The 11,930-nt window shown below is 62.4% G+C and carries 7 protein-coding genes; all 7 read right to left on the bottom strand.

The genetic code is table 11. From position 1 onward, the window contains the following. Positions 1–23 precede the first annotated feature (23 nt). The 7 genes from JJ896_09780 to JJ896_09810 all read right to left on the bottom strand — a co-directional run bounded on the left by JJ896_09780 (position 24) and on the right by JJ896_09810 (position 11,893). A complete protein-coding gene (locus JJ896_09780) occupies positions 24–758 on the bottom strand; it encodes a DUF937 domain-containing protein (protein ID MBO6779929.1) in 735 nt (244 codons plus the stop codon). Positions 759–783: 25 nt separating this feature from the next. Further along, positions 784–3,177, bottom strand: a complete 2,394-nt coding sequence (locus JJ896_09785) for a DUF853 family protein (GenBank protein MBO6779930.1) — start codon at positions 3,175–3,177, stop codon at positions 784–786. Between the two features lie 121 nt (positions 3,178–3,298). Further along, complete coding sequence (lysM, locus tag JJ896_09790) at positions 3,299–3,733, bottom strand: peptidoglycan-binding protein LysM (GenBank protein ID MBO6779931.1); 435 nt, start codon at positions 3,731–3,733, stop codon at positions 3,299–3,301. Between the two features lie 39 nt (positions 3,734–3,772). Beyond that, positions 3,773–4,396: a DUF4287 domain-containing protein gene (locus JJ896_09795; GenBank protein ID MBO6779932.1), complete on the bottom strand. Its 624-nt coding sequence runs from the start codon at positions 4,394–4,396 to the stop codon at positions 3,773–3,775. Between the two features lie 145 nt (positions 4,397–4,541). Further along, positions 4,542–5,954, bottom strand: a complete 1,413-nt coding sequence (locus JJ896_09800; protein MBO6779933.1) for a T9SS type A sorting domain-containing protein — start codon at positions 5,952–5,954, stop codon at positions 4,542–4,544. A gap of 337 nt (positions 5,955–6,291) precedes the next feature. Beyond that, positions 6,292–10,767: a DUF11 domain-containing protein gene (locus tag JJ896_09805; protein ID MBO6779934.1), complete on the bottom strand. Its 4,476-nt coding sequence runs from the start codon at positions 10,765–10,767 to the stop codon at positions 6,292–6,294. 292 nt (positions 10,768–11,059) lie between these two features. Beyond that, complete coding sequence (locus tag JJ896_09810) at positions 11,060–11,893, bottom strand: hypothetical protein (GenBank protein MBO6779935.1); 834 nt, start codon at positions 11,891–11,893, stop codon at positions 11,060–11,062. Positions 11,894–11,930 lie beyond the last annotated feature (37 nt).

The following is an 11,930-nucleotide window of genomic DNA, read 5'->3' on the forward strand; positions in this document are numbered from 1 at the left end:
ACTGATCAGGCCGCAGTCGGGCCCTAACGGCCGGCCATGAAATTCTTCAACAGCCCGGCACCGAGTTCGGCCACATCGTCCTTGACATCGCCGTCACCGTCGGAATCGAGCATGGCCATGAAGCCCCCCAACTCCGGTTGGCGATTTGCAAGCGTCTCTCGCTCGCCGCCGAGTAGTCCAGCCAAGCCTCCGGCGTCCAGCTCGCGCTCTTTCTTGAGCCTGCCGAGGGCGCCCATTACGATCGGAGCCAGCATCATGAGCAACTTCGACGCCTGGCCGGCATCCAGACCCGAGGCCTTGCTGACCATGTGCTCCACCTTGCCGAGGCGGCCACCGAAAATGTGCTTCAGAATGCCAGCACCGTTCGTGGTGCGGGAGCTCAACGCCGCACCTGCTGCCGCGCCCAGCAGGCCACCCAGGCCACCCTTCTTCGACCCACCGAGCAGACTTCCGAGGCCACCGGACTTCTTGCCACCACCGAGCAAGCCGCCCAATGCGCCGCTTCCGGCAAGGCCTCCCAACAGCGATCCCACATTGTCGAGCGCCGATCCGTCGTGGTCGCGCTCCAGTGCGCTCGCCAGGGAGGCAGCCCCGGAGGGTGAAGCGGTGGCGTTTCGGGCCAGTCCACCGATCAGAGCGGGTATCGCCGCCTCCATGGCTCGTTCGGTCGTGCTGCGCGGAGCACCAATGGACTGAGCCAGGGCGTCCATCTGGCCGCCGCCCAGCTGTGAAAGCAAGAGGTCTGTAATACCTGACATGTCGTTGGGGGTCGTTGCTTGAGAATCAGACGGGCACCCAGGCCAAGGCCAGTTGCCCGATCTGGATGTCGGATTTGCGGGGGTTCAGGTCAAGTACTTCCAGGTCCAGCAAATCGACCTCGAAAGCATCACGAAGTTCGTCGAGTTCCGTTTCCAGCTGCATCTCCAGCTCTGCAAGATCCTGCATCAGCACCTGCAGCTTCTCCTTGGCGAACGCAATGTCCTGCTTCTCCTTGGAGGCTCTTCCGAATCGCCGGGCCGCACGGGAAGCCCCGCTGATCGTGCTGCGAGACATGCGCTTGCGCCCAAGAAACGTGCCGAGCACGGTCGTGCCAACGTCCAGGATGGAAGCCATTCGCTGCTCTTCATACTGCGACTCCTCTCGCGCCACGCGCTCTTCTGCCGAAGCAATGCGCTTCTCGACCCGCCCGATCTTGGCATCGTAAGAGCGACGCAGCTTCTCGATCTGCACGTCCCTCAGTTCACGGGCCTTGTGGCGCAGCCGCATTCGAAACTCGGCTTCCGTCTCTCCCGGGCGAGAGCTCTCCTTGAGGGCCTTGCTGCGAAACAGCGGAATGGTCCGCGTGCGATAGAGCGCGTCCTTTGCCCCTGACCGCCACGATTTCCACGAACGGGTCCGCAGGGCAGCGACCGGCACGGGATCATAGAGCGCATCGTGCGTGGGCGCTTCCCCGGTCCGGTAGGTACCCTCCACGGCCTCCTCCCAGGGCGCCGAGGACTCCGGGTCTGCCAGGAGCTGCACATCCATCCACTCGTCTACCTTCCAACTGGCCCGCACAAAGTGCAACCGTGCCTTCAGGAGCAACCGTGGTGTAAAGCGGTCTGCGTCGATTCCCAGATCCCCCTCGAGAAACAGCTCCTCGACGCCGTCAGGCAGCACCGGCCGCGTCTGCGCGGGAGCCTCGGCGGCATCGTCAGCAGCTGCAGGCATGGCCGATGCGCTCTCTGCCGGGCCCTGGTCCGCTGCCTCGGATTCGGGCATCGTCTCACGGGCCAGCTGACACGCACTGTCCAGCGTAAGCGGTCCCGCGAGGTAAGACAGCACCCAGCGCGTATGGAACAGCACCGGACCGTCCTCATGCACATTGTGGAGCATGAAACGTCGCTTTCCGAGCCCGGATAGAATGGCGTCGACCTCCCGCCGAACAAACGCGGCACCACCTGCGGCACCCTCCAGGCCATCCAGGACGCGCAGCTTGTCCCGCTCCGTCTGGAGCCTTCCCAGCATCCACGTTCCGGCGTTGGAGAGCGCCTTGTAGTCCAGATCGACGGGATTCTGGGTCGCAAGCACAACGCCGACCCCAAACGCCCGGGCCTGCTTCATCAGGGTGAGCAGGGGCTGCTTCGATGGCGGGTTTGCGGTCGGTGGCATGTAGCCGAACACCTCGTCCATGTACACCATGGCCCGAAGACTGCCGGTGCCCGACTGCGTGCGCATCCATGCCACCACATCGTTCAGCAGCCTGGTGACGAAGAACATGCGCTCCGCATCCGACAGGTGCGCGAGGTACAGCACAGAATGGCGCGGCTTGCCCTCAGGCCCATAGAGCAGGTCCGGAACGGACAGGGGCGCGCCCTCACGCCAGGCGCTGAAGCTGGGGGACGCAAGAAGGTTGTTGAGTGACATGGCAAGAGCCATGCGCTCCCGAGAAGGAAAGAACGACTCCAGATCAATGACGCCGATGGATTCGAACGGCGGTTGCTGAACCGATCGAATCAGGTCAGGAAGCGTCAATTCCCGTCCGTCCTGCCACGCCCACGACAGAATGTTGGACAGGAAGATGTGCTCGGTGGAGCGGATGGGGTCTGCATCCATTCCCAGCAGAGTCAGGAGGCTGGACACCGTTCCCAGAATCTGTGTGCGCTGGGCATCCGGATCCGCATCCCCGCCCTCGGGCCGCCCCAGTGATCCCAGTAGCGACATGGGCACTCCCTTGCTGGCGCCGGGGGTGTACAGGCGGAAGTCAACCGCGTCTTTAAGGCGACGAACGCGGTCAGGCCCCTGGCCCCAGCCTGCAATGCCGCTGCTCCACAGGTCCGCCGTCCTTCTTGCAAACTCGTCCGCAGACTGCCCCTTCCGGGCCGCAGCCCCCTCATCGATCCATGGCCGAAAGTCTTCCGGCCGCATTTCCGGAAAGGTCAGGAGCAGATTGGTGAGGTCTCCCTTGACGTCAATCGAAATAGCGGGAATGCCGTCAATGGCCGCTTCTTCGAGGATGCCGACAGCGAGTCCGGTCTTTCCGGAGCCGGTCATGCCGACGATGACCCCGTGCGTGGTCAGGTCCTTTGAATCGTACAGAACCGGCGCGTCCTGGGGATCGCCGTCGGGGCCGTCTATCTCTCGACCCAGGTAAAAGGCCCCCAGCTTCTCGTATGCCTTCGCGGTCTCCTCCGCCATGCTGTCGGTCAGGATGTGGTGGGATAAACGGACGCGGCCCCGGGCGTAGGTGCCCGGGGCCGGCCGGAAGATACAGGAGTCGGTTCGAGCGGTGCCAAGTCACACCGCACGATATCGAGCGCTAGTCGTCCAGATTGGGGATGCGAATCACCTGACCCGGGTAGATCAGATCCGGGTCCTTGATGACTTCGCGGTTCTCCTCGAAGAGCACCTTGTACTTCATGGCATCGCCATAGTGCGCCTTGGCGATTCGGGAAAGGGAGTCACCCTTCTCAATCGTGTAGTACTTGACCTGCACCGGCGCGGGGAACGTCAGGGCGGTGTCGTCCACGCGCTCGATCCCTTTCACGTTACCGGCGATCAGGGCAGCTTTCTCTTTCGAGGCCTGCGAGTCGGCTTCGCCGGAAAGAGTCACGACGCCGTCGTCTTCGGCGACTTCGATGCTGATGAGTTTGCTGCCCAGCGACTTCTGGAGCAACTCCTTGATTTCTTCAGCGCGATCACCGCCGCGGAAGATGTCGGCGCCGACGTTTTTCAGAAAACTGATGAGACCCATGGGTATGTATGCGAGTCATGGTTGGGATGAGCCCACAAGTTACCCCGCAGCCTCCTCCCAGGCCATTTGCAGGCAGACTCGCACGAGGTCATCCACCTCTTCCGGGCCGCCGAGGGGGATTCGCCATGTGATCCGGTCCTTCTTCGCAGCCCCGCCCGTGTCGACTATCCTGGCATTCGGCGGAGGCTGCCGGGCGCGAATACTCAATCCGAGGTCGACACGCTGCTGCGTGCTTGCCTTGACGTGCGCAAACACATGCGCGCGGTAGAACGGAACCGTCGTCTTCGTCGGCGCGATGCGAACATCGGGGAATAGCTCAAGCACGGTCTGTACGGCCCGGTCGTGAATGGGCCTCAGATGGGCCTTTTTGCCTGCGTACTGGGCGTCAACCATGGCGGGTGCCGAGCGCAGGTAGTGGTCCGGATCAACACGGGATCGACCGTCCCCATGGGCAAATGAGGCTATACCGGACGCGGTGGTATTACCAAGCTTGTATGTTGCGCGCAGCCAGTCGCGACAGGCCCGTTCATCCCCGGGCCCTTCAGACAGTGCCAATCGGACCCAGTCTTCCATGCTCCGTCCGGTCCGTTCCGGCATCGATGCGATAACCGATTGACTGTATGCGATGGCCGGGTGCACGGCGTATTGAGGGTGCCAGGACATGGGAAAACGATTGGGTGCCGCCAAATCTACCTAAACGAAACAGGCCGGACATTGCTGTCCGGCCTGTCGGTCCTGGAACGGGCGGTGGGTGTTTCGCAAGTCCGCTGCGATGCCCGTTCGGAAGGGACTACCTCCTCCGAGAGGTCTACTTCACAAGCGACATGGTTCGGGTCAGACTCTGATCACCTGCATCCAGACGATAGAGATAGAGGCCGCTCGGCATGCCGGCAGCTTCAAACGTGACGGTGTGTGAACCCGCCGCGCGAGTGCCCTGGGCGAGGACGGCGACTTCGCGACCCAGTACATCGAACACCCGCAGAGACACGTCGGCCTGAGTGGGGAGATCGAATGTGATCGAGGTGGTCGGATTGAACGGGTTCGGGTAGTTCTGACGAAGGGTGTAGCCTTCTGGCACGTCATTCTGCGGCGATACCTCGGTTGAGGAGGCGGCGACCACTTCGTGCACGCCGTTGGCCGTGCCGGCAAAGACCGCCCCGGAGGGAGCCACTGCCACCGTCGATACCTGCTCGCCGCGAAGCGCGATCTGCGTGGGCGACGGAGATCCGGTAAAGTCAGTCGTGGTCAGCACACCAAATCCCCAGGTAGCCATGTAGAGGGTTGTGCCGGCGTTGTTGAACGCGATGGACCGCACCTCGGGATAGGCGTTGTACGTGGTGCCGTCGACCAGGGTGAAGGACGAATCGGCCGCGGCCATGCGCGACCAGCTGCCGGAGGCGCTGGTGACGTCATCAAACCGCCACACACCGCCGGCCGTCGCGGCATACATCTGATTCGCATTCGCCGGGTTCATCTCCAGGTCAAAGACGTGGCCACCCCCGGTTCCCGGTGCCGGATCGGCCGGCAGCAGGGTCGTATTGTCTGTGAACACACTCCAGCCAGCACCGTGATCGGTAGACACGAAGACGCCGTAGCCAGGCGTGCCGGCATAGACGGTTCCAGCGGTGGTCGGGTGTGCAAGCAGCGCCCAGGGAAGCTGGCTGGACCCGCCGGGCAGCCGCCCGTTGAAGGTCCAGGAAGCTCCATGATCCTGCGAGATGAAGATGTTGCCGTCGTCGGCTGACAGGAAAATCACGCTGTCGGCTGGAGACTGGGCGATGGCCTGAACCGTGTGTACCGCCAGCGAATCAAACGCCGACTTGGCCACTGCGGACCAGGATGAACCGCCGTCGGCGCTCGTGAACAGGCCGGTGGCATTGACATCGGTCTGCTGCCCACCTGAACCGGACGCGCCCGCCAGCACATTGCCGTTGGCCAGCACAACCATGTCATTGATGGTGATAGGCTTGGTCAGCCCGGAGGCCTCGTTCCACTTGTTCGTACCGACTGCCCCCGGAATGGTCCGGTAGATACCGAAGCTATGCGTCCCGACGACCTGGACTTCATTGCCACCATCGGTAGTGAACACCACCGATTTGGCGTGAGCAAAGTCAGGAAACGCAATCTGCGCAGTGGAAGCGGGGGCGAGTGCAACGCTGAGCAGTGCCAGCAGAGCAACCGGTCGCGCTACGCGGCCCATGACATTGTAAAAACCGATCATGTTGGGGTGATCCTCCCGAGGACGAAGTAAACGTGGGTGACTTCGCCGATTCGTAATTGGCGTTCGCGGCAGAAAAGAGCTGTGTACATCGACAGCCGAAACGGCGCGACCCAGAGGGCAATCATCGTTGACCAATCCCGAACGAATCCGGGAACGGTCATTTGTGGGATACGGACCAGAACAAAAAATTTGCGACACCCCGCGCCTCGAATCGGTCACGACCTGCCACCAATCGGCCAGCAATCGCTGTCCGATTCGCGTCAAAACGCCCAAAAACAGCACGGCCGGGCGGATCCTGATCCGCCCGGCCGCTACGTCCGATTTGTGCTGCCTCGTGCTACTTGAGCAGCATCATCACCCTGTCCAGCGAGGCCCCCGGCGTGCGCAATCGATAGACGTACGGGCCGCTGGGTAGTCGGGAAGCGTCGAATACGACACTGTGCTCCCCGGCCGGAAGGAGTCCATCGACCAGAACCGCGACCTCGCGACCCATGACGTCATGCACCGAGAGGCGAACCTCTGCCGACTGCGGCAATGCAAACGACAGGTTGGTCGACGGGTTGAAGGGGTTGGGATAGTTCTGATGCAGGGAAAGTCCGGTCGGCAGTTCTGCCGGTGGCTCTGCGTCCGTGCTCACGCTGCTGAGGGAGAGTCCCACCGCACCACCCGTAGCGGGCCCGGCCCACAGCTTCTTGCCGTCAGGCGTCACGCCGACCACGCCGACCTGCTGCAGGCGCAGTGTCACGTTGGTCCAGGAAGGCAACGTCGCGCGATCGCTCGGAAGCTCAAAGACGCCGCCTCCCCAGGTCGCCACATACATGCGACCGGTGGCGGTAGGCAACGGATCGACAGGGCCAAACGCGATGGAACGGACTTCAGTGAACTTGCCGAGCCCGGATGACGCATCGACCCAGGTCACTCCGCTGTCCTGCGAATAGAAAATGCCTCGCGACGTGCCCGCCCAGAGGGTCGTCGGCGTGAGTTCCGGGTCGAACGCCAGGTCAAAGACGTGGATGGATCCGTTGTTAGGCATGGCGCCTTCGGATATCCGGACCCAGGTCTCTCCGTAGTCGTCACTGCGAAACACGCCGTCACCGAAGGTGCCTGCGTAGACACGGCCTGAGACGGCCGGGTCTGCCACCATGGTCCACGGCGTGTGGGCTGCGCCCTCAGGCAGACGACCTGCGAAATCCCAGAAGCCGCCGGAGAGCCGCCAGATCTGCCCATCGTCCGCGGAGATGTACAGGATGCCGTCTAGCTCGGACTCGGCCACGGCATGCACGATGGTCAGCGTGGGGCCGCCGAAGTCCACGGCATCCCAACTGCGTCCGCCGTCCGTCGAGCTGTACATGCCGGCCCAACCGTGAGCCGCCAGATACATGGTGCCTGTCGAAGCTACCAGGACTTCATTGACCACCAGCGGCGAAGGCAAGCCCCCGCGAACCGGGGCCCAGCGACTGCCGATGAAGCCCGGCAGACTGCGGTACAGCCCCTGATTGAACGTACCAGCGAAGGTCTCCACCATGCCGCCGGAGTTCACGCGGAAGTCCACGGCCTGTACAAGCACATTTTCCGGGAAGCGCACGGGACGGCGGTACTCGATGGTCGAGCTTGCCGAGTTGTTGCTCGCTACCGGATCGGTCGGCGTCGCGACGGCGATCAGAGCCGAATTCGTCTCGGTGCCCGGAGTCGAGCCGGAGACGCTGGCCCGGTACGTCATGGTTGCGGACTCACCGGCCGCCAGGTCAATCCCGTTCCAGGTGATGGTGCCACCGGCGCCACCCGAGTAGGCCGTGGCACCCTCACTCACGGTGGGGCTGCAAGCACACGTCAAGCGGGACGGGAGGTCATCGGTGATCTCTATACCGGTAGCATCACTCGGCCCGTTGTTGCTCACCGTGATGGTAAAGACCAGCACATCTTCGGGGTAGGCAACGACCGTTTCCGGCGTCTTGGACAAGGCCAGATCGGCAGTGGACGGGTCGTCAATCTGCGTCTCGATACCGCTGAAGGAAACCGTGTTCCGGTTCGTAAATGTCCAGGACCCCGAGCCGCCAACGTTGGTCAGCGACGCCCCGGTGGTGCCGACAAGCGCGATATCAAGCACGTCGCCAGGCGCGCCGGTCGGGATTCCCCCGTTCACGGTGATGGCGTAATTCGCGCTTGGTGTGATATTGAATCGGTCCTCCCCATCGTCGCCGTTGATCACCGGATCCACCGCGAATCCGCTGTCCAGCGCGGTCATGGTGATGGTATCGTCACCCGATCCGAGATTGACCGTCAGGGAGGTAGTCGGATTGAGAAAGGTGACGGACTCCGCCATGTCGGAATCGATGAAAGAGTAGCCATTGCCGGCCACCCCATCGTCCGAAAGGGTCACGGATTCGGACCCACCAGTGAAGGTGAACACGCGGTTGACGGCCGAGAGGTTGTCAATAATCGGGTCCAACCCCGTGTAGGTCGCCACCAGCGTTCCATCCACGTCGACGGTGCCGTCATTGGCGTTGAAGAACGTGTGCGTGACCGTGTTGAGCCCGGAGCCACCGGACAGGGTGATGGTGTCGAACCCCGCCCCGGCGTTGAATGCAATTCCTCCGGCGGGAAGCGAGCCCAGGAGGTTGAGATTGATGTCCAGCGTGTCATTGCCGGCCGTGCCGGTGATGACAATGGCGTTCACGGCAGACGGACTGCCCCGGAAAATCTCCACGCCGTTCTGGATGATGACCAGTTGCCCGGCGTCAAGCTCCATGGACGTGGCCGTCGCCGTTCCGGTGCCACTGACGTTGCCCTGGACCTGCACGGTCGCCGCTCCCGCAGAACTGTCGAACGCATCCTGGGCGTTGGAGAAATAGGCCACAGAGCCTGCCGGCGCACTGAATCCGTTGAGCGATGGGCTGGTGGACAAGGCGTACGGCTCGAGTGCCGTGGCATTCACCGAGGCGAGGCTCGAGGCGTTGAGAACGAATACCGATGCCCCCGTGAAGCTCGAGTTTTGCTCTGACACCGAGGAGTTGATTGCCTCCAGCACCACACCGAGCTCTGTGCCGGAGTACGTGTTGCCGGTAACGGAGGCCCCGCCATCGTCGGCCCCGCCATCGTCATCCTGAAGGATGGCCACGCCCACGCCAGGCTGCGTGGCAAATACACCGTGCGTGCCGTCCTTCAGGCCCACAAACCGGTTGCCGGAGATGGTTGCACCCGCACCCGCTGAAGCGCCCGAGATGCTCATCAGAAACACTCCGGCGCCGCCCGACAGCCCGTTCGTCACCGCGCTTCCACCCAGGTTGTTGACTTCATTTCCCTGGATCGTCAGGTCGGTGATAGCGCCACGGTTGCCGACTGAGCCTCCGCCAAGGCCCCAGATGCCGTATGCATAGGTGAAGGACGAACTGTTGGGATTGGCGCCGGAATAGTCGCGGAAGAAGCTGTTCTGCACCGTCACTCCGTCAAAGGCCCCGAACAGCTTCACACCGGCCCACGTCAGGTGATTGCCGGTCACGTCAAATCCATCGATGGAAACGTCGGACGCCTGAACGTCGAACCCAACGGCTTGACCAGAGGCATCCAGAATGGTCTCGGAAGCACTCCCGGAAGTACGACTCGTCACCGCAGTTCCTGCCCCGGCGCCCTGGAATGAGAGCGCCTTCGTAGCGGTCACGGACTCGGCAAAGGTGCCCGCACCCACGTGGACCGTTTCACCTGCAAACGCGCGATCGTGGGCCCACTGAATGGTGCGGCAAGGATTGGACGCGTCGGTGCAGATGTTGAAGTTGTCTGACCCTGTGGAAGACACGTAGCGGTCTTGCCCGGTCGGGAAGTAGGCCTTTGAAGTGACACCGCTCGCCGGAAATACCACGAGGTGATCATCGTCGCGGGTATTGAAGGGTTGAAGCGGAGCCTCGTTGACTTCGCCCAAACCGTCGAGCTGCTTGACCAGGACATCGACATTCGAGAACGAACTGTTGCTCTCGGTGACCCGGCTCGCATCGGTCTGCATCACGACGCCAAGAACCAGATCACTGTAGGTATTGGCTGTGATCTGAACGCCGGAATCGATGCGGCCGTTGTCGTCATCCTGCAGAAGGGCCGCGCCCAGACCCGGCTGCGGCCAGAGCGTGTGTGAGCCATCGGCCATGTCCGAGAACGTATTCGCCGCAATCAGCGCGCCGGTGCCCGTGTTGTTGCCCTCCAGGCTCATCAGGAAAAGACCTGCGCCACCAGAAACGTGACCTGACCCCAGCGCGGCACCACCCAGGTCATAGATGTGGTTGGCGTTGATCGTCAGCCGCTGGATGCTTCCCCGGCTGCCGACAGAGCCGCCGCCAAGTGCCCAGATGCCGTAGGCGTACGAGAACGAACTCGAGTTCGGGTTCTCGTTAGCCATGCCGTGGATGAAGTTGTACCGGATGTCCACGAACTCCCGGGTACCGAACATGCGCACGCCCGCCCACGTGCTTGCGTCACCGAGGATGTCGAATCCATCAATGATCACGTTGTCGGCCTGCACATCGAAGCCAAAGGGCAATCCACGCACGTCAAGGATCGATTCCGTGCCGGATCCCGCGGTCCGGGATGACGTCGCGGTGCCGGACTGAGCGCCGTTCAGAGTCAGCGCCTTGTCAATAACCACGGATTCGGCATAGGTGCCCGCAGCGACGGAGATCTCATCGCCCGAAGACGCTTTGCCGATTGCCGCCGATATGGTTTGGCAGGCGGTTCCAGGCGTTGTGCACGCGGCTGCATCATTGCCTCCCGGGGCGACATAGAAATCCTGGGCCTGGCTGACCTGGGCCAGGCACGGCAGCAGTGCCATGAATAGCACGGTGCGCCGGAAGCCGACGGCGCTGGCGGGCGCCGCCGAAGGGGCGGTTCTGGCAAACATGTGTAGGAACAGAGCGCCCTCTGGGCTGCCGGGGTTCCTGGCGGGAAACTCCGGCGGGGCGGTCCGCTGTGGGTGTGTGGGTGGCGGACGGGTACTAAAACTTATGTAAGGAACGCGAAAGTACCCGTTACAATCGTCTTACGTAGAAAAATTCCGGATTCGCGAGGCGTCGCGAACTTTTTTTGTTCTTTTTTGCAAGTCGTTGTGCGACAACACGTACAAACTACACCAAAGACTCCGGCGGATAGTCGTTTGGGTCGAATTCCGGGGGTGGGAACGTCGGGTTCATCGCCTTGAGTGCATTTACCAGAAGTTGAGCCACCACCAGGTTCCGGTACCACCTGGTCTCAGCCGGCACAACGTACCAGGGGCACTGCTCGGTGGAGCACTCCTGCAGCGCACGCTGATAGGCCTCCATGTAGGCGTCCCAATGCGCCCGCTCCTTGAGATCGGACGGGTTGAACTTCCAGTGCTTGTCGGGACGCCTCAGACGCCTGCGCAGGCGTTCCAGCTGGTACTCCTTGGAGATGTTGAGCATCACTTTGATGATGCGGGTTCCGTTGTCCGAAAGCATGCGCTCATACTCCCGAATCTCCCGGTAGCGACGGGCGATGACCTCCGGGGGCACCCATCCGTGCACTTTCACGATCAGCACGTCCTCGTAGTGCGACCGGTTGTAGACGCCGATGCGACCGCGCGGTGGCGTGTCCCGGTGAATGCGCCACAGGTAGTCCCGTGCGAGTTCGTTGGCAGACGGCTTCTTGAAGTTGCGCACCCAAACCCCCTGGGGATTGATGCCGGTCAGCACCGAACGCAGCGTGCTGTCCTTACCCCCCGTGTCCATCGCCTGAAGGACCAGAAGCAGGGACTGCTCGGACTCGGCATAGAGCCGCTCCTGAAGCTCGGCCGCCTCTCGGTTGAGGCCCTTGAGGTGCTCTCTGGCCTCCGCCTTGCTCATTTCAAGGCCCTGCGTATCTGATGTCGACAGGAGCGACAGATCAAAGCCCTGCTCAGGTCGAACGCGATGGGCTTCGGGGTTGACAGTCATGTGGTACACGGAGGAGTTGCTGGAATGACGGCATGATAACTCGCGC

This window comes from Rhodothermales bacterium, from assembly GCA_017643395.1.
Taxonomy (GTDB): Bacteria; Bacteroidota; Rhodothermia; order Rhodothermales; family UBA10348; genus JABDJZ01.

Bases quoted from the DNA above. Each gene is read 5' to 3' on its own strand.
- JJ896_09800 (MBO6779933.1), bottom strand. From the start codon at position 5,954: ATGATCGGTTTTTACAATGTCATGGGCCGCGTAGCGCGACCGGTTGCT.
- JJ896_09785 (MBO6779930.1), bottom strand. From the start codon at position 3,177: ATGGCGGAGGAGACCGCGAAGGCATACGAGAAGCTGGGGGCCTTTTAC.
- JJ896_09795 (MBO6779932.1), bottom strand. From the start codon at position 4,396: ATGTCCTGGCACCCTCAATACGCCGTGCACCCGGCCATCGCATACAGT.
- lysM (MBO6779931.1), bottom strand. From the start codon at position 3,733: ATGGGTCTCATCAGTTTTCTGAAAAACGTCGGCGCCGACATCTTCCGC.
- JJ896_09780 (MBO6779929.1), bottom strand. From the start codon at position 758: ATGTCAGGTATTACAGACCTCTTGCTTTCACAGCTGGGCGGCGGCCAG.
- JJ896_09805 (MBO6779934.1), bottom strand. From the start codon at position 10,767: ATGGCACTGCTGCCGTGCCTGGCCCAGGTCAGCCAGGCCCAGGATTTC.